This window comes from Veillonella magna (assembly GCF_959600285.1).
Taxonomy (GTDB): Bacteria; Bacillota; Negativicutes; order Veillonellales; family Veillonellaceae; genus Veillonella_A; species Veillonella_A magna.
The window spans coordinates 220142-241535 of the sequence record NZ_CAUGKU010000001.1; the positions used below are offsets into that span (position 1 = coordinate 220142).

At 46.5% G+C, this 21394-nt stretch carries 23 protein-coding genes; 2 read left to right on the forward strand and 21 right to left on the reverse strand.

Going from position 1 to position 21394, the window contains the following annotated elements; all coding sequences use genetic code 11:
- The first annotated feature begins 51 nt into the window (after window positions 1-51).
- Complete coding sequence (locus Q5873_RS00950; protein ID WP_028254539.1) at window positions 52-564, forward strand: Lrp/AsnC family transcriptional regulator; 513 nt, start codon at window positions 52-54, stop codon at window positions 562-564.
- Window positions 557-1732, forward strand: a complete 1176-nt coding sequence (locus Q5873_RS00955; RefSeq protein ID WP_028254540.1) for an aminotransferase class I/II-fold pyridoxal phosphate-dependent enzyme — start codon at window positions 557-559, stop codon at window positions 1730-1732. Before Q5873_RS00950 ends, Q5873_RS00955 begins: the two co-directional genes overlap by 8 nt.
- A 76-nt stretch (window positions 1733-1808) precedes the next feature.
- On the opposite strand, the gene Q5873_RS00960 is transcribed toward Q5873_RS00955, so the two are convergent.
- The 21 genes from Q5873_RS00960 to atpE form a co-directional block, all read right to left on the reverse strand.
- Complete coding sequence (locus tag Q5873_RS00960) at window positions 1809-2249, reverse strand: hypothetical protein (protein WP_303058955.1); 441 nt, start codon at window positions 2247-2249, stop codon at window positions 1809-1811.
- A gap of 121 nt (window positions 2250-2370) precedes the next feature.
- Window positions 2371-3189 carry an amidohydrolase family protein gene (locus tag Q5873_RS00965; RefSeq protein ID WP_303058956.1) on the reverse strand — a complete coding sequence of 273 codons (819 nt, stop codon included), beginning with the start codon at window positions 3187-3189 and terminating at the stop codon, window positions 2371-2373.
- A gap of 205 nt (window positions 3190-3394) precedes the next feature.
- Window positions 3395-4510 (reverse strand): HAD family hydrolase, encoded by a 1116-nt coding sequence (locus tag Q5873_RS00970; RefSeq protein ID WP_303058957.1) that lies wholly within the window; start codon window positions 4508-4510, stop codon window positions 3395-3397.
- Between the two features lie 25 nt (window positions 4511-4535).
- Window positions 4536-5219, reverse strand: a complete 684-nt coding sequence (gene hisIE / locus Q5873_RS00975; RefSeq protein ID WP_303058958.1) for a bifunctional phosphoribosyl-AMP cyclohydrolase/phosphoribosyl-ATP diphosphatase HisIE — start codon at window positions 5217-5219, stop codon at window positions 4536-4538.
- Between the two features lie 64 nt (window positions 5220-5283).
- Window positions 5284-6039: an imidazole glycerol phosphate synthase subunit HisF gene (hisF, locus tag Q5873_RS00980; RefSeq protein ID WP_288191187.1), complete on the reverse strand. Its 756-nt coding sequence runs from the start codon at window positions 6037-6039 to the stop codon at window positions 5284-5286.
- 21 nt (window positions 6040-6060) lie between these two features.
- Window positions 6061-6783 carry a 1-(5-phosphoribosyl)-5-[(5-phosphoribosylamino)methylideneamino]imidazole-4-carboxamide isomerase gene (gene hisA, locus Q5873_RS00985; protein WP_288191188.1) on the reverse strand — a complete coding sequence of 241 codons (723 nt, stop codon included), beginning with the start codon at window positions 6781-6783 and terminating at the stop codon, window positions 6061-6063.
- 181 nt (window positions 6784-6964) lie between these two features.
- Window positions 6965-7573 carry an imidazole glycerol phosphate synthase subunit HisH gene (gene hisH / locus Q5873_RS00990; RefSeq protein ID WP_303058959.1) on the reverse strand — a complete coding sequence of 203 codons (609 nt, stop codon included), beginning with the start codon at window positions 7571-7573 and terminating at the stop codon, window positions 6965-6967.
- A gap of 1 nt (window position 7574) precedes the next feature.
- The gene (hisB, locus tag Q5873_RS00995; RefSeq protein WP_303058960.1) at window positions 7575-8246 is read right to left on the reverse strand and encodes an imidazoleglycerol-phosphate dehydratase HisB; all 672 of its coding nucleotides are present in this window, start codon (window positions 8244-8246) and stop codon (window positions 7575-7577) included.
- A gap of 26 nt (window positions 8247-8272) precedes the next feature.
- Window positions 8273-9361, reverse strand: a complete 1089-nt coding sequence (gene hisC / locus Q5873_RS01000) for a histidinol-phosphate transaminase (protein ID WP_303058961.1) — start codon at window positions 9359-9361, stop codon at window positions 8273-8275.
- Window positions 9351-10655: a histidinol dehydrogenase gene (gene hisD, locus Q5873_RS01005; protein WP_303058962.1), complete on the reverse strand. Its 1305-nt coding sequence runs from the start codon at window positions 10653-10655 to the stop codon at window positions 9351-9353. Before hisD ends, hisC begins: the two co-directional genes overlap by 11 nt.
- A complete protein-coding gene (gene hisG / locus Q5873_RS01010; protein WP_303058963.1) occupies window positions 10642-11274 on the reverse strand; it encodes an ATP phosphoribosyltransferase in 633 nt (210 codons plus the stop codon). The genes hisD and hisG overlap by 14 nt, the downstream gene beginning before the upstream one ends.
- Before the next feature lie 54 nt (window positions 11275-11328).
- Entirely contained in the window at window positions 11329-12576 is a 1248-nt protein-coding gene (locus tag Q5873_RS01015) for an ATP phosphoribosyltransferase regulatory subunit (RefSeq protein WP_288191076.1), read from the reverse strand.
- A gap of 202 nt (window positions 12577-12778) precedes the next feature.
- Window positions 12779-14056: an O-acetylhomoserine aminocarboxypropyltransferase/cysteine synthase family protein gene (locus Q5873_RS01020; RefSeq protein ID WP_303058964.1), complete on the reverse strand. Its 1278-nt coding sequence runs from the start codon at window positions 14054-14056 to the stop codon at window positions 12779-12781.
- Window positions 14057-14108: 52 nt separating this feature from the next.
- Window positions 14109-15062 carry a homoserine O-acetyltransferase MetA gene (gene metA, locus Q5873_RS01025; RefSeq protein ID WP_288301283.1) on the reverse strand — a complete coding sequence of 318 codons (954 nt, stop codon included), beginning with the start codon at window positions 15060-15062 and terminating at the stop codon, window positions 14109-14111.
- Window positions 15063-15749: 687 nt separating this feature from the next.
- Window positions 15750-16163 carry a F0F1 ATP synthase subunit epsilon gene (locus Q5873_RS01030; protein ID WP_303058965.1) on the reverse strand — a complete coding sequence of 138 codons (414 nt, stop codon included), beginning with the start codon at window positions 16161-16163 and terminating at the stop codon, window positions 15750-15752.
- 3 nt (window positions 16164-16166) lie between these two features.
- Window positions 16167-17591 carry a F0F1 ATP synthase subunit beta gene (gene atpD / locus Q5873_RS01035; protein WP_028254556.1) on the reverse strand — a complete coding sequence of 475 codons (1425 nt, stop codon included), beginning with the start codon at window positions 17589-17591 and terminating at the stop codon, window positions 16167-16169.
- 28 nt (window positions 17592-17619) lie between these two features.
- Window positions 17620-18483 (reverse strand): ATP synthase F1 subunit gamma, encoded by an 864-nt coding sequence (gene atpG / locus Q5873_RS01040; protein WP_303058966.1) that lies wholly within the window; start codon window positions 18481-18483, stop codon window positions 17620-17622.
- 3 nt (window positions 18484-18486) lie between these two features.
- Entirely contained in the window at window positions 18487-20022 is a 1536-nt protein-coding gene (gene atpA / locus Q5873_RS01045) for a F0F1 ATP synthase subunit alpha (RefSeq protein ID WP_303058967.1), read from the reverse strand.
- Window positions 20023-20024: 2 nt separating this feature from the next.
- Window positions 20025-20591, reverse strand: a complete 567-nt coding sequence (gene atpH / locus Q5873_RS01050; RefSeq protein WP_205087936.1) for an ATP synthase F1 subunit delta — start codon at window positions 20589-20591, stop codon at window positions 20025-20027.
- Window positions 20592-20595: 4 nt separating this feature from the next.
- Window positions 20596-21090: a F0F1 ATP synthase subunit B gene (gene atpF, locus Q5873_RS01055; RefSeq protein WP_303058968.1), complete on the reverse strand. Its 495-nt coding sequence runs from the start codon at window positions 21088-21090 to the stop codon at window positions 20596-20598.
- 30 nt (window positions 21091-21120) lie between these two features.
- The gene (atpE, locus tag Q5873_RS01060) at window positions 21121-21378 is read right to left on the reverse strand and encodes a F0F1 ATP synthase subunit C (RefSeq protein ID WP_028254561.1); all 258 of its coding nucleotides are present in this window, start codon (window positions 21376-21378) and stop codon (window positions 21121-21123) included.
- Window positions 21379-21394: the final 16 nt, after the last annotated feature.

Consider the following 21394-nt stretch of genomic DNA (forward strand, 5'->3'; position numbering starts at 1 on the left):
TATGTATTCGGAATATCGTTTCCGGATCTACAAGAAAGGAGATTTGACACAATGACTACGTCCAATGTAACAGCTTCAGACAGAAAGCTTCTCGACCTTTTGGCGGATGACGCCAAACTTACTGCCGCACAACTGGCGGCCATGCTCAATACTACGGAGGAAGCCGTCGCGGCACGCATTGCCGAATTTGAAGCGGACGGTATCATCCGTGGCTATCAGGCGATTGTAGACTGGGAACGCGTCGATGCTAATAAATCCATGGCACTCATTCAATTACAGGTAGTGCCCGAACCGGAACAAGGCTTCGATAAATTAGCACACCGCATCATGCAGCTCGACCAAGTAGAAGGGGTATACCTCATGTCAGGCGGCTACGACTTAACCGTTGTCGTGCAAGGTGAAAGCATGCGTGACATCGCCCTTTTCGTAGCTCGTCGCCTATCCACTCTCGATGGCGTCCGCGCTACAATGACCCACTTTATTTTGAGCCGCTATAAAGATAGAAATGTAATCTATCATGATGAGGCTGTTCGCGAAACAAGGAGCTATGTATTCGATGATTAATTATTCCGACTTTTTAAATAAAGAAGTGGCTGCTATCAAGCCTTCCGGCATTCGCCGTTTCTTTGATATTGCCAGCGAAATGGACGATGTGATTTCTCTTAGCATCGGAGAACCTGATTTTTCTACACCATACCATATCCGTGAAGCCGGTATCGATGCGTTAGAGCAAGGGAAAACTTGGTACTCCCCTAACCGCGGCTTTATGGAACTGCGCAATGAAATCAGTCACTGGTTCTCTCGCAAATATCAGGTAGACTACGACCCGTCTACGGAAGTACTCGTATCCGTCGGCGGATCGGAAGCTATTGATTTATGTCTGCGCACCTTAGTCAATCCCGGCGATGAAGTACTCATTGTCGTCCCCAGCTTTGTATGCTACATACCTATGACCGAACTGGCTATGGGCATCCCCGTGCCGGTACAAACCACGGCAGAAGATAATTTCCGACTCACTGCCGAAAATCTTCGCCGTCACATTACGCCGAAAAGCAAGGTACTGGTGTTTCCCTTTCCGAACAATCCTACCGGTGCCGTTATGCGCCGCGAACATTTAGAAGAAATTGCTGCCGTTGTTAAAGAGCATAATCTCATGGTTCTTTCCGATGAACTATACAGTGAGCTCACCTATGGTGATGAACCGCATACCACCATCGCTTCTTTGCCGGGCATGAAGGAACGCACCATCGTCATTAACGGTTTCTCCAAAGCCTATGCCATGACGGGTTGGCGCCTTGGTTTTGCCGTAGGACCGGAACCAATTATTACACACATGACCAAGGTTCATCAGTACGCTATTATGAGCGCACCTACCATGGCACAATATGCTGCCGTCGAAGCTTTGCGCAACGGCGACAAGGATATCGTCTACATGCGCGATCAATATGATTTGCGTCGTCGCCTTTTAGTAGACACACTGAATCAACTGGGATTAACCTGCTTCGAACCGGAAGGGGCCTTCTATGTGTTCCCTGACATTCGCAGTACCGGTCTAACCTCGGAAGAGTTCTGTGAAAAATTATTGTATTCACAACACGTCGCCGTAATACCGGGCAATGCCTTCGGCGATTGCGGTGAAGGCTTTGTTCGTATCGCCTATGCTAACTCGTTGGAAAATGTAAAAGAAGCATTGCGGCGAATTAAAGTATTCTTGGATACGCTAGAAAAATAAATACTGTTATAAAAAGTGATTGCCCTATATTGCAAGCGCGTCATTCGTAAGACCTGACCGCTAAGATATAGGGCAATCACTTTTTATAATTTCTCAGTGTATCTTCATACTCATTCATATAGTCTTCCTGCGTATCAATAGGTGCTTCCTTCGGTGGCACCCGATACGATGAGGTATCTTGCTCGTAATAGCGCATATCCTCCGGCCAATCCCCCGGACATAACCCCTCCGGTGCATAAGCGGCTTGTACCTTCGACGCTACCGCAAAAGGCCATCCGCAATAGTCCTTGAGGCGCCACAGATGAAGATCATCCAGAGTAGCCCCGCTATGTGAGCAATCATGACTCTTCCAAGCTGCATACTTATTTACATACTCATCCAACATATCTTTGTCATAGGTCTTTCCCGTCATGCACACGGTACCGCTTTCAATAACAATCGGCAATATACTTTCACCATACGTTTCCAAGAGCGCTCTCGCCAAGGTATCGTAAATCATACGCAACCAAACTGTCATAGCCTCCTGAGTATACAGGTCTACATAATATCTACAGGTAATGCGCTCTTCATCTGAACGAAACCAGTGGTGAACGGTCTTGCGTGTTCTATCACAGCCAATAACATATAGATTTTTTAATTTACAAAAGCTCCTTTGGTCGATAGATTCGCTTTGCATTTTCATAGAATACAGCCTCCCACGCTTCTTCCGGCACAATATGCTTTGTAAAGTTAATGTAATCCCCATAATTTGCCAGCGGCCAATCCGTCCCGAACATAAAACGCGAATAATCTTGCAAAATTGTCAGCTGACCTTTCAGTTGCTCTACAAAATACGCATTCTTACGATAGAATGCTTCCTCATCGGGAAGCTTACCGGCCAAAATTCCGGATAAGTCGGCAGCTACGTTTTGATTTTTCATCATAACTGCTACAGCATCCATAAACCACGGCTCACCCATGTGGCACATGACAAATTGTACATGAGGATGACGTACCGCCGCATCATCCAATACCATGGGGTGACTGTATTTTAATAGTGCCGTATCCGTTGCCGTAAGACCGGTATGGACTGCTACAGGTTTATTATACTTCTCTGCCAATTCATAAATCGGATCAAATCGGGACTCATAAATATAAAAATAGCTGTAGCCGGGATAAAATTTAATTCCCACACAGGTATCACGTCTAAGGTGTTCTTCCAATAGCGGCATCTGCTCTTCAATACGATTAAAATCAAAGGTTTGATGGCCAATGCCTACACAGTAGCTCAAGTGCTGTGGATACTCACAGTTCGTCTCCGTAATCGGCTTATTCCCCATTACAATCCCGTGTACTACATTATGTTCTTTATAGGTATCGGCCAAATGTGCCGCTGTATTTACATGACCTGCCTCTTCGGCAATCACATCCCAATAGCCCCCTTGCTCAAAATGAAGATGGGCATCAATAATTTTCATCTATGATAACCTCCATTGTGTACAATATATTTCTATCCTTATTATAGCATAGCTGTAAAGTAAGAAACGGCAGCCTTGTGATGACAGGAACACTTTTCATCATCGTCCCTGTCATCACAATGACTGCCGTCATCATAACTACTATCTTACTTTACATTTAACTGTCCATGTAATTCCGCATCGGAGTGTATAGTCAGCCACCTATTCATCCTATAAGTTCACGTACCTTGGCAATGGCTTCCAATACATCCGCCACAATATAATCAGCACCGGCGACTTTAAGCTCATCCCGTGCCGCTTCACCGGTAAGACCGGTCAAAGTAGCCACGCTGATGGCATCTATTTCTTTGGCCGCCAATATATCAGCTACACTGTCACCGATAATATACACGGTGTCCTCTTTACGGTACCACCGCTCCGGTTCCGTCGCGTAGGATACATAGTTTGCCGGCGCATTGCCCCACCAAGCTGCTTGATAGGTAAAAGGATTTGGCTTGTCCCACCGGCCATAGCCCAATTGTGTTTCTACCATTGTGGCATCATCCTTAGTTCCTACGTGATTTTTTGCAAAGAGTGTCCACAGGCCAAGATCCGTAAGCGGCGTTTTTGCTTCATGCAGCGTCCGCCCCGTACCAATCCCGATAACGACACCTGCCTGCTTCAATTCTTCTAAGGCTGCTCGCAGCGTAGGTACATCGGCTAAGGGTGTTTCTCGATGTAAAAAACCCGGCTTCCCCGTCGCTTCATCTCCGAGATACCAATTCTGAAACAGGCGAACATGCATATCCCATAAGGCTCCGCCCAAATCGGCCCAGCCTTGGCCACCCATGCGTTCTTCCGCCAACTGCGCCAAGGAGGTAAATACGCCATCCTTATCCGTATCAGCAGGGATGTGTGACTGTAACCATTGCAAGACTTCCTGTGGCTCCGGTCGCCGACTGGTAGCAAAATAGTCCCGCCAACGGCATACTACCGCATCGGTAATGACACGTACGCCGTCACAGGGAAGTGCAGCTTCCGGCATAGCTTTTCGCTTTTCCTCGGTCATCATCGCCATGGTAGCTACAATGTGTGCGTGATTCATATCCCAATTCGAATTAATTCCGAATTGTTTAAGCCATGCCAACAGACGATCATTGTCCCAGTAATACGTTCGCAAGTGCCGCACCGTTTCCTCCGGCGGATTCATATCAATGGATTCATTAAGACGACCTAAATAGGCCGGACTTTTATACCATTCCCATACGGTTAACGCCGATACGTCAAAGCAACGCTCCTCACTGAGCAGTACACCATCCACATCAAACAACGCATAGTTCATATATATCTTATTGCCTCCTGTTGTATCAAAAAGTTTTATCGAGGTGACCCACTTCTTTCTTATTACCTTGTTTGTGGCTGCGTCGGCTTAATTCCGCCATCACAGCTTGTAACGTAATGCCACGGTCTTCCCATAATACAGCCAAATGGTACAACAAATCTGCAGATTCTGCAATGATTTCTTGTTTATTGCCATTTTTTGCCGCAATAATTACCTCTGCACTTTCTTCGCCAATCTTTTTTCCTATTTTATCGATGCCGGTACGCAATAAATATTCCGTATATGATGTTTCACTATGTGTATGCCTGATCGCTTCAATACGCCGCGCCAGGTCGGCTAAAACATGAGGCCCTTCCGCTTCGCCGTCTGCGGGAAGCAATGTATCGTAAAAGCACGATTCCGCTCCGGTATGACATGCCGGTCCGGCCGCTTTCACTCGCACCAACAGTGTATCCGCATCACAATCAGTGGCAATGGATACAACCTGCTGCGTATGTCCCGACGTACCGCCCTTATGCCACAGTTCTTGACGACTGCGACTATAGAACCACGTTTCACCATCCGTTAAGGTTCGACGCAAGGACTCTTCATTCATGTATGCCACCATAAGCACCTTATCGGTGCGCTCCTCTTGTACGACTGTCGGAATCAATCCTTGTTCGTTATAAGTCAATCGCCGTACAATTGCCGTTATCTCCTCACTTGTCATATCTATCGCCCTCTTCTCTCTTCGAAAATCTATGCCCGTCTATGTCCGAGACACTGTCATCAATTTATAGCCGTACCGGTATACCCTTACTCTTCAACAATCGTTTAATATCACTGATGGCAACGCGTCTAAAATGAAAAATCGACGCAGCCAAGGCAGCGTCAACCTGTGCCTGTGTAAATACGTCTACAAAATCTTCTGCTTTACCGGCCCCTCCGGAGGCAATAACGGGTATATGCAATTCCTTCGTAAGTCGCCTGCACAGCTCAATGGCAAAGCCCTCCGTTTCACCATCCTGGTCCATGGCATTAATGCATATCTCTCCGGCCCCCAATGCTTCGCCTTGCTTGGCCCAGGCAATGGCATCGAGGCCCGTATCTTCTCGGCCGCCCTTCACATATACATGCCAGCTGTCGCCATAACGCTTCGCATCAATGGATAGTACCACACATTGGCTGCCATATACTTCAGCCGCTTCACGAATCAATGCCGGTCTTCGTACGGCTGCGGAATTAACAGATACTTTATCGGCACCGGCTTTTAAAAGGGCATCAAAATCTTCCAACGACCCTACACCGCCACCGACGGTAAAGGGGATGGTAATTGTCTCCGCTACCGCTCTGACTACATCCAGAAAAATACTTCGTCCCTCGTAGGAGGCGGTAATATCATAGAAAACGAGTTCATCTGCACCTTCGTCGCTGTAACGTTTCCCCAGTTCTACCGGATCGGCTACATCCTTTATATTCTTAAATTGCTGTCCCTTTACTACGCGCCCATTGCGTATATCAAGACAAGGTACGATACGCTTTGCCAGCATACGCTTCCTCCTTTGTAATCATTACTTTTCATTCTGTAGCTGCCGAATGTCTGCCATTGTTACGGCGCCTTCGTAAAGAGCCCGCCCCGTAATGGCACCGTAAAGGCCTACGTCACGACACTGCTCCAAATCGGCTACACGGCTGATACCGCCGGAAGCGATAATGTTTATACCACCCAATGCATGTGCTGCCGTAAGCGCCGGTATATTAGGGCCCGTCATCATACCGTCACGACTAATGTCTGTATAAATAAAGGTCGTTACACCACGATGCTTCATAGCACCAATAACGTCCAATGCCCGTTGCTTGCTGGTAGCTACCCAACCGTGTGTGGCTACAAAACCATCACGGGCATCTACAGATACGGCAATAGCTTCGCTGCCGTAGCGCTGCACTATCGTTTCAACCCAATCCGGATCGGCTACGGCTTTAGAGCCGATAATCACACGACGCACACCGCTTTCTAAATAATCCGCCACTGCTTCCTCACTGCGAATGCCGCCACCTACCTCAATGGGAATCGTTACGGTCTTCGCAATGCGAGCTATACAATCACGACTGGTTCTGGTCCCCGCAAAGGCTCCGTCTAGATCAACGATATGGAGCCAAGCGGCACCTTCGTCAGCTAACTTCTGTGCCATCGCCACCGGGTCATCGCCATATACAGTGGCCTTGTTCTTTTCTCCTTGTTTAAGTCGTACACATCGTCCGCCCTGTATATCTATGGCCGGAAATACAATCATAGGTGCTCTTCCTTTCTACGCGCTTCATACACATACATCTATCTGCGCACATCTACATCCAATATCTATATGCGCTTCATTATTTATCTGCCTTTCTGGATTCATGTACAGGTCTAGCTCTACATGCATTTCTACTCTTTCTCGATTCACCATGGTAACTACCTTTGCTTCGCAATCACGGCTATAGACACTGCCGCAAATTTACCAATAGCTGATGACCAACGGCACCGCTTTTTTCCGGATGAAATTGCATGCCAATGAGTCCTTCGCCCGTCACAATCCCCGGTATGGGCTGACCGTTATAATCCGCATACGCCAGGACATCATCGGACAGCGGTGGTATTTTACCATAGGAATGAACAAAGTACACATATGGTGACGATGGCAAATCCCCGGCCAGTGGATGTTCGTCACGAAACACCAACTCATTCCAACCCATATGAGGAATCTTTGGCACATTAGTTAGTTTTTCAATCCGTCCCGGCAAGAAGCCTAAGCACGGAACCGCACCATCCTCATAGGAAATATCATATAACAGTTGCATTCCCAGACAGATACCGACCAATAGCTTCTTCGCTTCTACCCGTTCACGCAGTACCGGCACTAGACCGGTAGCTTCCAACGCAGCCATAGCCGGTGCCGCCGCTCCGACGCCGGGCAATACTACGATAGGTGCTTGCTTAATTTCGGCCGCCTCCTTAGTGAGTACCGGTTCATAGCCGGCCCGCGTCAATGCATAGCCTACATTAGCTACATTGCCGACACCATAATCTACAATGGCTACCTTCATCTTACAGTACTCCTTTCGACGATAACACCGCTGTCGAGTTAAGCCGTGTTACTGCTTGGCGCACTGCATGCGCCCAGCTTTTAAACACCGCTTCCGCCTTATGATGGTTATTAGTTCCATAAAGGCAACTGATGTGAAGATTACAAGCGCTGTGCACGGCAAATGCATAGACGAATTCGCGAACCATCTCGGCTTCCATCGTTCCCAAATACGGTGCGCTAAATTCCACATCGAACACCGTATAGGGTCGCCCGCTAAAATCAATAACCGTGCGCACCAAAGTTTCGTCCATAGGGCAATAGAAGTGACCGTACCGTGCGATTCCTTTTTTATCGCCCAATGCTTCTTTGAATGCTTCGCCCAGCACGATACCGATATCCTCTACCGTATGGTGCGTGTCAACATCCAGGTCCCCGGTTGCCTCTATCTGTAAGGTGAAACCGCCATGTACGGCAAACAAGGTCAGCATATGATCAAAAAAGCCAATGCCCGTCGTTCCTGTAAAGCTTCCGTCGCCATCTAGTATCAGCGTCAGCGCAATATCTGTTTCTTTTGTTGTTCGCCGCAGCGATGCTTGCCGTACGGCTGTATCTTCCATAGGTCTCCCTTCTTTCTTCATAACCATGTTGTTACTCTGCTTTGCCATCTCTGTTACCGTGCCAATAGTATGCATTATCTATTGACTTCTTGTCATTAACGCTATGGCTTCACTACCTTTGCCAAGGTTTTTAAAATACGCGTATTAATAGACTCGGTTGTTACTGTAATGCGTAGACCTCCGTGTAGTGGATGACCGGCACCGTAATACTTCACCAGGATTCCTTCTTCCAACAAAGCTTCATAAATAGCTGTTGCTTTCGGCGAAGTAACAAATAAAAAATTCGTCTTGCTAGGCACCACGGCAATATCCGGCAACGCCTCAATGTCCGCTATCATGCGATCTCGTTCGCTACATACTGTGCTTACTCCGGCTAACACCGCATCCTTGTACCGCAAAGCTACACGCCCCAAGGCTTGGCTAAAGGCATTCAAATTATACGGTGGCTTTACGCGACTCAATAAATTTATATTTTCCTTTTGACTGACAATATACCCCAATCGTGCGCCGGCAAGGCCGAAGGCTTTTGACAAGGTACGAAGCACAAAAAGATTATCATAGGTATCAATCGCCGGAATAAGGGACACTTCAGGAGCGGCAAACTCCATGTACGCTTCATCGAGGAGCACAATGCCCGGTGCTGCTTCGATAAGTCGTTCTAACTCTTCACGCTGCCACGGTCGTCCCGTAGGATTATTCGGATTGCAAAGATATACAATCTTAGGTTGCTCTTTGGCAATCGCTACCAACATACCTTCTACATCATGTTCATAGAATCCCGTATCCGGTACGGCCACCACACGTCCCCCCATACCGGTAACACCCAGCTGATACATTTCAAAGGTAGGCGTGTGGATCAATGCCGTATCGCCGGGGGCAATGAACGCCTGTGCCATGAGACCCAAAATATCGTCACCGCCATTAGCCAAGAGCACCTCGTCCTGTGTGCGGCCTACGTAGTCGGCAACTAAGCTGCGCAGTTCATCGGCATAAGGTTTTGGATAATGCTGAGGTGCCGTGTTTTGTAATTCCTCCAGCAGCGCCTGACGTATTTCAGGCAAGTCCCAAAGAGACTGCGCACTTTCATTGGCATTGACCGCTACCGGTACAGTGATGGGGCTAACCGCATAGGGTATCAATTCTCTCAGCTCCGGACGGAGCCACGCTAAATGTTCTGTTTCAGTTTTCATTCGTTACCTCCTCACTGTGACGCACCGCCACCGATGCAGCATGACCGTAAAGACCTTCGGCCTTAGCCAATGCTTCCACCTTATGTGCAATAGCTGTTAAGGCTTGTTTATCATAAGACAAAATACTACTTCGTTTACTGTAGTCATATACGCCTAAAGGCGATGAAAAGGCAGCCGTTCCCGAAGTAGGCAATGTGTGATTGGGACCTGCAAAATAATCCCCCACCGGTTCCGGCGTATAGTGCCCCATAAAAATCGCACCGGCGTTTTCTACTTTAGGAAGCCATATCTCCGGATTATCCAAGGCAAGCTCCAAATGCTCCGGTGCAATACCATTCATAACTGCCACTGCTGTTTCGATATCCGGGGTAACGAAGACACGCATCCAACGTTCCACGGAAGACCGCATAATTTCTTCTCGCGGCGCGCCTGTCATTTGTCGCTCTACTTCCGCCACTACCTGCTCTGCCATTGCTTTATCCGGTGTTGCTAAATAGACGGCTGCCATCGGATCATGCTCTGCTTGTGCAAGCAAGTCGGCCGCTACCCAAGTAGGATTAGCCGAGCTGTCGGCGATAACGCCTACCTCACTGGGCCCGGCAATCATATCAATGCCAACCGTGCCAAACACCTGTTTCTTTGCCGTCGCTACATACATATTACCGGGCCCTACAATTTTATACACCGGACGAATCGTTTCCGTACCGTATGCCAAGGCAGCAATCCCCTGCGCACCGCCAACGCGATACATTTCATCTACACCGGCTACATGAGCAGCCGCTAAAATATATGGATTAATGCGCCCGTCCTTATTCGGAGGGCTAATCATAACTAACGAGGGAACACCGGCTACCTTTGCCGGCACTGCATCCATCAATACCGTAGACGGATACGCAGCTCGGCCGCCGGGTACATATAAACCTACGCGGCGAATCGGTGTAATATGTGTACCTAGGCGTACACCGGGACGAAATTCCTTGATCCAGCTTTTCATAATTTGTTCTTCATGATACACGCGAATATTATCGGCTGCCTCTTGAAGAATCGCCACCATCTCCGGTCCTACTTCCTGCAGTGCCTCTTCTATCTCGGCTTCACTGATGCGCAGGTCTTTACAATTACAACCGTCAAATTTTTTATTGTACGCCAACACCGCTGCATCACCGTTTGCCTTCACATCGGCAAGGATAGCCGCTACGGTGGCATCTACATCATTTTGTTCCGTTTCCGATCGCGCCGTCACTTTGCGCAAACGCTCTGCATCCCAATCTGCTGTTATTTCAATCCATTCCATCTTCGGTTCCTCCTTTAGTACAGGCAATTATCCGATTTATAGCCTTGCGTTTAAACCGAAAAGCCCCTTTATTTACAATCAAGCGCGCACTTAAGTCCATAAAGAATGTCAACGCTTCCAATCCGTTTTCACGCAGTGTGTTACCTGATTCTACAATATCAACAATGACATCAGACAATCCCACAAGAGGTGCGAGCTCCACGGACCCGTTGAGCGGTACGATATCTACTCGTTCCCCCAAGGATGCATAGTACTTTCTGGCAATGGCAGGGTACTTCGTGCCTACTACCAGCCGCCGTCCCGTCGGTAAGGAACGCCCCTTAATGCCGGCTACTGCCATGCGACATCGTCCTACACCTAAATCACATATTTCATACAAGCTGTAGCTATGCTCTTCCAATATATCCTTCCCCACCACGCCGACATCGGCAGCACCGCGCTCTACATAAACAGGTACATCCGGTGATTTGACTAAGGTAATTTTAAAAGAGTCCGTGTCATCGACAAAAATGAGTTTACGACTTGTTTCGTTATACTCGGGAAAGTGGATTCCCGCTGCTTCTAAAAAGGCAATGACCTGCTCACTTATGCGGCCCTTTGCCAATGCTATATGTAACATATATACCCCCATATGACTGTTTTACTTGTCCAACTACTGTACGTCGACTCCATATCACCGATAATCTGTGTGCTCATCGACTGCGTCTCGATATTCTGCAGTCGTTAGCCAAAGTAGTTTTTGCATTGACATATCCGATTGTCCGGTAAAACCGGCTTCATCATAAGTAAATACCCAACGTGCTTCATTTGTATGTATCGGCGTGCCTTCCTTCACAGCTATTGTGCGCCATCCGTTATGACGAAGTATTTCAACACTGCGCCAAATAGTAGCATCCGATTTGCTATAAAAGATAAGAATGTCCAAATCCTTGTCTTCTGCTTTTTTCTCGCCGTACAGTTCGATATACTCTCGCAATAATTGTAAATTTAGACCAAAACCACAAGCCGGCCGCGCCTTGCCGAATTTACCGGCCAACTCATTATAACGACCACCGGACACCAGTGCATAAGGTGCTCCCAATGCGTAAATTTTAAACATCATATCCGTGTAATAGTCCAGATGATTTGAAGCAATAAATTCTAAATAAATGCGTTCCTGCGGACGTATCCAACGCAACTCACGCACAATCCGGTCCAAACGTTCCAACGCATTACGCATAGTATCGTTTTTACAGAAACTGCGTACCGTTTCGATTACATCCTCATAAGGACCGCCGGACATGGCCAATGTTTCCAATATGGTAACGTATTCCTCGTCAATATGCCAACGCGCAGACAATTCTCGAATGGCCATACCATTACGAGCTTCCATGGCCAGTTCAAAAGCTTCTTGCTGCTCCTTCGTCAGGTTCATTGCCTCGTAAAGCCCTTTCATATATGCTACGGAACCAATCGCTGTTTGACATTGAGTCACACCAAGTGTTTCCACAATCTTTAGTGCCATATCCAATAATTCACTGTCACAATCCGTTGCATCACTGCCAATAATTTCTGCCCCGGCCTGCAAGAATACATGTCCTGCCGAATGCTTTCCCTGGTAAGGTAAAAACACCGGAGAAATATATGCATATTTAGCATATGCATCACGATTCTTATACTCCTGTGCTACCGATTGAATTAAGGATAAGGTAATATCCGAACGCAATGCCAGCACTTCACCGTCCCTATCGATCGTCTTAATACAATCTTTTTTTATGTGTGGTGCATATTGACTATATAAATCGTACGACTCAAATAACGGTGTATCAATCATCCGGTATCCATGTACCGCAAAGATATCCCAAATTGCCGTCTGCATGGCACTGATTGCCAAAAGCTCTTGATGATTACTATTCTTTGCTGTCTCTAATAAGGTATCCATCCATATCACAACTTTCTCTTTCATTTCTCAAGATTAGCTTACTTGCTATTACTCTTTTTCTCTTTATTATGATAAAGTACGAAATTATTATAACATACTCCATTCAAATTGCAAGAAAAAAAGCTTCATTACCGCTATTCGGCAATGAAGCTTTTCTATATCTACTATAATTTTACATCATAAGACAACAAAGTAATGAATCTTACACACGATCCAATGCCTGTGCCAAATCATCAATCAAATCATCGGCATTTTCAAGACCGACGGAGATACGAATCATATCTTCCGATACCCCGGCTGCCTTCTGCTCTTCCGCATTCAACTGCGCATGTGTTGTGCTGGCCGGATGAATCACAAGAGATTTCGCATCGGCTACATTAGCCAGATTAGAGAAGATTTGCAATGCATCTACAAAAGCAATTCCTTCCTTTACGCCGCCTTTAATGCCAAAGGTAAAGATACCACCTACACCCTTCGGATAGTATTTATCAGCCAATGCTTTATAAGGACTATCCGGCAATTCAGGATAGTTCACCCAAGCTACTTTCGGATGCTTGCTCAAGAAATCAACTACCTTACGCGCATTTTCTACATGCCGTTCCACACGAAGCGACAATGTTTCAATGCCCTGCAGGATAAGCCATGCTGCCAACGGAGTCAGGGTGGCACCGGTATCACGAAGGAGCTGAGCCCGTGCTTTTACGGTGAACGGAATCGGTAGATCACCATACACAAGACCATTGTAATGCGTATCCCCTTCTACAAAGCCCGGATAACGGCCGCTGGCTTTATAATCAAAATTGCCGCTTTCCACAATAATACCTGCAATGGTTGTACCGTGACCACCGAGGTACTTCGTAGCAGAATGAACAACTACATCCGCACCATGTTCAAACGGTCGAATCAAGTACGGCGAACCGAAAGTGTTATCTACGATAAGAATGATACCGTGCTTATGCGCAATGTCGGCAACGGCTTGAATATCTACCAGATTAATATTCGGATTACCAATGGATTCAATGTACAATGCCTTCGTATTATCATCGATAGCCGCTTCAAATTCATCAAGTACATCCGGATTTACAAATTTTGTAGTAATACCAAAACGTGGCAATGTAGCACTAAACAAATTGTAAGTGCCTCCATATAGCGTAGAAGCAGCTACAATGTTATCGCCGGCAGAAGCAACATTTTGAATAGCGTAGGCAATGGCAGCCGATCCGGAGCCAACAGCTAATGCACCGGCACCACCTTCAAGTTCAGCCACACGAGCTTCCAAAACATCATTGGTTGGATTGCCGAGGCGAGAATAAATACCGCCGGCATCCTTTAATGCAAAACGGTTAGCTGCTTGTTCTGCACTTTCAAAAACATAACTGGTAGTCTGATAAATCGGTACTGCACGCGATCCGGTAGGATCTAATTTATGGCCTGCATGTAATTGGATGGTTTCAAATTTGTACTGTTTATTGTTGCTCATAATTCTCTCTCCTTCTCGCCGGTTTCTCACGCCGGCTAATAAAAAATATCTCTTATTGGCCACAACTGTGGCTAACTTTGTCCTTCATTTTTTTAATTTGCTCTATGATGTACGGCGTTTCTTGATACACATAGTAATTTAACCAATTAGTAAATAATAATGTACCTGTGGAACGCCATCTAACAATGGGGTCTCTGCGGGGATCATCATTGGGATAATAATTTTTAGGCACCTCAATATCCAGCCCTAATGCCACATCGCGTTCATATTCCTTTTGCAGTGTATCTCTATCGTATTCAGCATGACCAAACACAAAAATATGCTTATTATCTAAGCTGCGAACTACTGCTGCCCCTGTTTCTTCTGATTCTGCGAGGATTTCCAGTTCTTTTTGTTCGCGAATGCGCTCGATAGGTACCGTTGTGTGACGGGAATGCGGCATGTAGAATACTTCATCCATACCTCGCAAAAGCATGGGCCGTGTATTGTTTACCTTATTTTCAAAAACACCGAACAACTTCGTCGGCAATGTTTCCTTATCAATCCCGAAATGATAATAAATACCTGCTTGCGCTCCCCAGCATATATAGAGAGTGGAATATACATGACTCTTACTCCATTCCATAATACCGGTTAGTTCATCCCAATAATTTACCTCTTCAAAAGGCATCAATTCCACCGGTGCACCGGTAATAATCATTCCATCAAAATAATTTTCCTTAATAGCATCAAAAGTACGATAGAAGGTTTGTAGATATTCCTTCGTCGTATTAGCTGCCTTATGGGAGGCCGTATATAACAGTGTAATTTCCAGCTGTAACGGCGTATTGCTAAGCGCTCGTAAAATCTGTGTTTCCGTTGCTTCCTTCGTAGGCATTAAATTCACAATTAAAATCTGTAACGGTCGGATATCTTGCGTTTCCGCACGCTTTGTATCCATCACAAAAATATTTTCCTCCGCCAGCTTCTCAATGGCCGGCAACTGTTTGACTACCGTTATCGGCATGTCTGCTCCCTCCTGCCTCAATGTATGTTCTCTTTGTCTTTCTCAACCCCTTTAATTTCTATCGGGCAAAGGTCTCTCACCTCTTCGCACCGATTATCTCTCTTTTGTTCTCAATGTAAACATGTTATATATCTTCGTTGTTCTCTCTGCTCTCTTATCTTTCTCTTCTTGTTATAACTCTCTTCTGTTCCTCATTAAGCTCCTTTATATACCTTTTTCTAATCGTTATGCACTCACCTCTTAACCAGTTTCTCTCTAATCAAAACCATAACGCTTGCCACGGTTATCGCTAAGCTGTACCTCGTAATAAAAAAACGTCCTCATTCGCTTTCGCGAACAAGGACGTTATACTCATTGTAACGTGTTACCACCTTGCTTCAGATAAAGCTCACACTCTATCCCTCAACCGGTACGTCTTCCCCCGGGAAGATTATACCGCGGCACTGTAACGGTTGCATCCGTCAAGACTAAAGCTTTCGCATTCCGCCTTGATGACTCCCGGACCATTTTCACCGCATTCCTTTGCATCCCCTTTCACCTAACGGGACTCTCTGTGCCAACACCCTGCGGGTACTTATCCATTCATTGTCTCTACATTGTGTTATTGTTTCGATGTGATAACTATAGCAGTTATTTCCCACGCTGTCAACAGGATTTTTATATTTTTTCTCGTCCCAGCTGACAGACCTACTTATATTTTGCTACATCAAGACGCATCAACGCCCGTGCTAATGCTAATCTAGCCCGGTCGATATCGATATCTTCAGAACGTTCCTTCAATCGTTTTTCCGCACGTTCCTTAGCACGTTGTGCGCGATTCACATCAATTGAGGCCGGTACCTCACAATTAGGGGTAACAATCGTAACTTCGTCGGGATGCACATCCATAAAGCCGCCGAACACCGCAAAATAATGTGACCCACCGTCTGCAGTATCAACTCGTAGCGGCCAAATCGAAAGAGCAGCTACCATCGGTGCATGCTTTGGTAAAATACCAAGCTCGCCGCCTACGGAGCGTGCTACAATAAAGCTCGCTTCACCGCTGAAGACGGTTTCATCGGGGGTTATGATATTTAAACGCACTGTGCGCGCACTACTCATAGCTTATTCCCCCTTTCCCAGCATTTCCTTTCCCTTGGCAACGGCTTCATCGATCGTACCTACCATGTAGAAAGCCCCTTCCGGTAATTCATCATGCTTGCCTTCCAGAATTTCCTTAAAGCCACGCAATGTTTCTTTAAGCGGTACGTATTTCCCCGGAGATCCGGTAAATACTTCCGCTACGAAAAACGGCTGACTGAGGAAACGCTGAATCTTACGTGCTCGCGCTACCGTCAATTTATCTTCTTCGGATAATTCTTCCATACCGAGGATAGCGATAATATCCTGTAAGTCTTTGTATTTCTGCAATACTTCCTGTACACCGCGAGCAATCTTGTAATGTTCTTCGCCCAATACGAGAGGATCAAGAATACGACTGGTAGAATCCAATGGATCCACAGCCGGATATATCCCTAATTCCGCAATGGAGCGAGACAATACCGTCGTTGCATCCAAGTGAGCAAATGTCGCTGCCGGTGCCGGGTCAGTCAAGTCATCCGCCGGTACGTATACAGCCTGTACCGATGTAATAGAGCCTTCCTTCGTAGACGTAATACGTTCCTGAAGAGCACCTACGTCATTAGCCAGAGTCGGTTGATAACCAACAGCAGACGGCATACGTCCGAGCAAAGCCGATACTTCGGAGCCTGCCTGAATAAAGCGGAAAATATTATCGATGAAAAGCAACACGTCTTGCTTTTGTACGTCACGGAAATATTCTGCCATCGTAAGACCAGTAAGACCTACGCGCATACGAGCTCCTGGCGGTTCGTTCATCTGCCCGTATACCAAAGCAGTTTTCGAAATAACGCCGGATTCCTTCATTTCATTCCACAAGTCATTACCTTCACGGGTACGTTCGCCTACACCGGAGAATACGGAATAGCCACCGTGTTCCGTAGCAATGTTATGAATTAATTCCATGATAAGTACGGTTTTACCAACACCGGCACCACCGAACAAACCGATTTTACCACCCTTTACATACGGAGCAATGAGGTCAACAACCTTAATCCCCGTTTCAAGAATCGTCGTTTCCGGTGCCAAGTCATCAAATTTAGGCGCCGGACGGTGAATCGGCCACTTTTCGTCAGCCTTCACCGGAGTCGGATCATGGTCAACGGTTTCACCGAGAACATTGAAGATACGACCCAATACGCCTTCGCCGACAGGTACAGAAATAGCTGCACCTGTATCAACAGCTTCCATACCACGTGTCAAACCATCGGTAGAGCTCATAGCTACCGCACGCACCGTATCGTCACCGAGGTGCTGCATGACCTCTACCACAATGGTAGCTTCTTTGCCGTCGGCATCTTCTTTTTTAATATGAATTGCGTTGTAAATAGCCGGCAACTTACCCGCTTCGAATAAGACGTCGACTACCGGTCCGATGACCTGTACAACTTTACCGATATTTGTACTCATTAAGAGGTCTCTCCTCCTTTATCGACTGCTATTGCAGCGCATTCGCACCGCCGACAATTTCTGATATTTCGTTAGTTATGCCGGCTTGGCGTAATTTATTGTATTCCAAATTAAGACTGCTGATTAGCTCACCTGCATTGTCCGTTGCCGATGTCATCGCCGTCATACGTGCCCCGAGTTCACTGGCTGCTGCCTGCAATAATGCGTTATATACCGTAATTTCCAGATACTTAGGCAACAGCTCTTTGAAAATTGCTCCTTCATCCGGCTCAAATAAGTATAAGCCGGTACTGCCGCTCTTTTCTTCCGGTGTCTCTACCGGTAGTAATCGACGGCTCGTTACCGTTTGAGTAAGCGAATTCACAAAGTGAGTGTAAATCATAATAACTTCATCTACTTCTCCTGCTATAAACCGTGCTGTCACATCGCGTACAATGGCTACGGCATGCGCATACTCCGGCTTATCGGAAAATTCTGCGTAAGAGTTATAAATCGGGTATTTATGATGCTTCAAGTGCTCTTGTGGTTTACGGCCCACAGTAAAAACGTCATATTCATTACGTTCCTTACCTTCTACGGCATGTACGAAATATTTTACTATGTTACTCGTATATGCTCCGGCCAACCCCTTATCTGCACCGATAACCACATAGGCCGTTTTTTTCACCGACCGAGCTGCCATCAGAGGATAAGCTTTCATAGCACCTGCATCAATACCGGAGGCTACATTTTGTAAAATGTGCCCCAATCGTTCCGCATAGGGCTCCGTAGATTTTGCTTTCATCTGTGCACGGCGCAATCGAGCAGACGCTACCATTTTCATGGCCTTCGTAATCTGCTGCGTATTTTTAACGCTTTTGATACGCTTACGTAAATCCTGTGCACTGCTCATCTACTAGGCCTCCTCTGCTACTAATGTATGGGTAGCACCGAAGGCCTGAATGCATTCGGTAATTGCTTTTTTCAGCTGTTCTTCCGTAGCTTCGTTAAGCTTTTTACTCGTAGCAATAGACGTCAGAATATCTGCGTAGTTACTGTGAACATAGCGCAAAAGCTCTGCTTGGAATGCCGGTACATCAGCTACCTGAATAGTAGCAAAATAACCGTTAGTGCCCGCATACAAACATACTACCTGCTCTTCTACACGAAGTGGAGAGTACTGTGGCTGTTTGAGCATTTCCGTCAAACGTTCACCGCGATCAAGCTGCGCTTTCGTCGACTTATCAAGATCAGAGCCAAACTGAGCAAACGCTGCCAACTCACGATATTGAGCCAAGTCAAGGCGAAGCTTGCCAGCTACCTGTTTCATCGCTTTAATCTGTGCACTACCGCCAACACGAGATACAGAAAGGCCTACATCAACGGCCGGACGAACACCGGAGTAGAACATATCAGTGCCTAAGAAAATCTGACCATCAGTAATAGAAATTACATTGGTCGGAATGTATGCCGATACGTCACCAGCCTGTGTTTCAATAATAGGCAACGCCGTAATGGAACCACCACCGAGTTCATCGGACAGCTTAGCTGCACGTTCCAACAAACGGGAATGTAAGTAAAATACATCGCCCGGATATGCTTCACGCCCTGGCGGGCGACGAAGAAGCAAACTCATTGCACGATATGCAGCTGCCTGTTTAGACAAGTCATCATATACGCAAAGCACATGTTTACCTTGATACATAAAGTGTTCACCCATAGCTACCCCGGCATACGGTGCCAAGTACTGCATTGGTGCCCCTTCGGATGCCCCGGCAGATAACACAATGGTATAATCCATTGCACCGGCTTCTTCCAGTTTTTGTACAACACGGGCTACCGTCGATTCTTTCTGACCGATAGCAACGTAAATACAAATAACATCCTGTCCCTTTTGGTTCAAAATAGTATCAAGAGCAATCGCAGTTTTACCGGTGCCACGGTCACCGATAATAAGTTCACGCTGACCACGACCAATTGGTACCATTGCATCAATCGCCTTGAGCCCTGTCTGCAACGGTTCGAATACGGACTTACGATCTGCAATCCCCGGTGCCGGATATTCTACCGGTCGATACCCATCATTTTTAATATCGCCTTTACCGTCAATCGGCTGTCCTAAGGCGTTAACAACACGTCCGATAAGGCCGTCCCCTACCGGAACCTGCATGATACGTCCCGTACGACGTACCTGGTCGCCTTCCTTAATAAGGAAGTCATCCCCTAACAGCACGGCACCTACGTTATCCAATTCAAGGTTCAGTACCATACCATATACACCATGGGGCAGTTCCAACAACTCGCCGGCCATGGCTTTTTCAAGACCGTATATATGCGCAATACCATCCCCGACTTCGAGAACAGTACCTACATCATCAACGTTAAGTTCCACATTGTAGTCCTGAATCTGCTGTTTAATTATGGCAGTGATTTCTTCAGGCTTCATTTTCATACTTAACCATTCACCCCAATCTCTGTCGTACCTGCCTTAAGCAAATATGTTTTCAAATCTTCAAGGCGCCGTGCCATGCTGGCATCAATACGCGTATCTCCGATTTTGATGACAAAACCGCCAATAACAGACGGATCTACTTTGACATCGAAAATATACTGCTTGCCTGTTATGGCTTTTAGCTTGTCCTTCAGTTTTGTTTCCAATTCATCAGACAATGGTTCCGCTACCGTCACCGTGGCTTCCATAATACCGCGAGCTGCCCACGACTTACGCAGGTATTCTCGGATTGTAGCACTCAGGTAACGACCGCGACCACGCTCTACCATAACATACAAGAAATGGAGTGCCAATGTGTGGATGGCCGTCCCAAAAACTTTTCCCAGCACATCACATTTCTTCTTGGCATCCAACGCCGGATATACAAGCAGTGCTTTCAGTTCCGGCTGACTGTCCAATACTTCCTTAACATAAGAAAGATCTGTTTCCATTTGCTCGAGAATATGATTCTCTTCAGCCAACTCAAAGATGGCGGTGCTATATTTGTCTGTTATAATATCTACGCTCATAGCATCACAACCCTATCGCTTTGCCGTCAAGCTTTTCAATCGCATCATTAATCAATGCCGCATTCGCTTTGCTATCTATTTCCTTAGCTACCACCTTACCAGCAATGGCCACGGAAAGAGTAACCACTTCTTCACGAAGCTGGCGCATTGCCTTTTCTCTTTCGCGTACGATATCCTGACGGGCTTGTTCTTTTTCACGTGCCAACTGTTCACGCAACTCTTTGATCTGTGCTTGCGAATCGGCTTCCGCCTGTTTTACCGCTTTTTCAATAATTATCTGCGCTTCGCGACGTGCATCGGCTAACTGTGCTTCGTATTCAACGCGAAGAGCCTCTGCCTTAGCCTTTGCTTCTTCCGCACCTGTCAAATCGCGGGCAATACGTTCGCTACGCGCTTCCATCACCTTTAACAGCGGTTTATAGGCAAATTTTGCCAAAATAGCTACCAGAATGAAGAAGTTTATGAACTGCACAAGCAATGTACCGTTTAATTCTACCAACGGTCAAACCCCCTCTGCTTAGGTGATAAATTAGAGTAAATCAATCAGCGGATTAGCAAATACCAATACAATGGCAATAACGGCAGCAATAATCGGCACGGATTCGATCAAACCAACCGAAATAAGCATGTTCGTTAACAATTTACCTGCATTTTCAGGTTGACGAGACATACCTTCCAATGCTTTCCCTGTAGCCAAACCGTCACCGATAGCGGCCCCAATAGCGGCGAAACCGATTGCCAAGCCGGCACTGATAGCCGAGATAGCGAGTACAAATGCTTTTTCCATAATAAGATTCCTCCTC

Excerpts from the sequence above, each read along its gene's own strand:
- Q5873_RS00970 (WP_303058957.1), bottom strand. The coding sequence starts at position 4,510 with ATGAACTATGCGTTGTTTGATGTGGATGGTGTACTGCTCAGTGAGGAG.
- atpD (WP_028254556.1), bottom strand. The coding sequence starts at position 17,591 with ATGAGTACAAATATCGGTAAAGTTGTACAGGTCATCGGACCGGTAGTC.
- Q5873_RS00950 (WP_028254539.1), top strand. The coding sequence starts at position 52 with ATGACTACGTCCAATGTAACAGCTTCAGACAGAAAGCTTCTCGACCTT.
- hisIE (WP_303058958.1), bottom strand. The coding sequence starts at position 5,219 with ATGACAAGTGAGGAGATAACGGCAATTGTACGGCGATTGACTTATAAC.
- atpE (WP_028254561.1), bottom strand. The coding sequence starts at position 21,378 with ATGGAAAAAGCATTTGTACTCGCTATCTCGGCTATCAGTGCCGGCTTG.
- Q5873_RS01030 (WP_303058965.1), bottom strand. The coding sequence starts at position 16,163 with ATGAGTAGTGCGCGCACAGTGCGTTTAAATATCATAACCCCCGATGAA.
- atpH (WP_205087936.1), bottom strand. The coding sequence starts at position 20,591 with ATGAGCGTAGATATTATAACAGACAAATATAGCACCGCCATCTTTGAG.
- hisA (WP_288191188.1), bottom strand. The coding sequence starts at position 6,783 with ATGATTGTATTTCCGGCCATAGATATACAGGGCGGACGATGTGTACGA.
- Q5873_RS00955 (WP_028254540.1), top strand. The coding sequence starts at position 557 with ATGATTAATTATTCCGACTTTTTAAATAAAGAAGTGGCTGCTATCAAG.
- hisD (WP_303058962.1), bottom strand. The coding sequence starts at position 10,655 with ATGGAATGGATTGAAATAACAGCAGATTGGGATGCAGAGCGTTTGCGC.
- atpG (WP_303058966.1), bottom strand. The coding sequence starts at position 18,483 with ATGAGCAGTGCACAGGATTTACGTAAGCGTATCAAAAGCGTTAAAAAT.
- hisB (WP_303058960.1), bottom strand. The coding sequence starts at position 8,246 with ATGCATACTATTGGCACGGTAACAGAGATGGCAAAGCAGAGTAACAAC.
- hisF (WP_288191187.1), bottom strand. The coding sequence starts at position 6,039 with ATGCTGGCAAAGCGTATCGTACCTTGTCTTGATATACGCAATGGGCGC.
- hisC (WP_303058961.1), bottom strand. The coding sequence starts at position 9,361 with ATGAAAACTGAAACAGAACATTTAGCGTGGCTCCGTCCGGAGCTGAGA.
- Q5873_RS01015 (WP_288191076.1), bottom strand. The coding sequence starts at position 12,576 with ATGGATACCTTATTAGAGACAGCAAAGAATAGTAATCATCAAGAGCTT.
- hisG (WP_303058963.1), bottom strand. The coding sequence starts at position 11,274 with ATGTTACATATAGCATTGGCAAAGGGCCGCATAAGTGAGCAGGTCATT.
- Q5873_RS01020 (WP_303058964.1), bottom strand. The coding sequence starts at position 14,056 with ATGAGCAACAATAAACAGTACAAATTTGAAACCATCCAATTACATGCA.
- Q5873_RS00960 (WP_303058955.1), bottom strand. The coding sequence starts at position 2,249 with ATGACAGTTTGGTTGCGTATGATTTACGATACCTTGGCGAGAGCGCTC.
- hisH (WP_303058959.1), bottom strand. The coding sequence starts at position 7,573 with ATGAAGGTAGCCATTGTAGATTATGGTGTCGGCAATGTAGCTAATGTA.
- Q5873_RS00965 (WP_303058956.1), bottom strand. The coding sequence starts at position 3,189 with ATGAAAATTATTGATGCCCATCTTCATTTTGAGCAAGGGGGCTATTGG.
- metA (WP_288301283.1), bottom strand. The coding sequence starts at position 15,062 with ATGCCGATAACGGTAGTCAAACAGTTGCCGGCCATTGAGAAGCTGGCG.
- atpA (WP_303058967.1), bottom strand. The coding sequence starts at position 20,022 with ATGAAAATGAAGCCTGAAGAAATCACTGCCATAATTAAACAGCAGATT.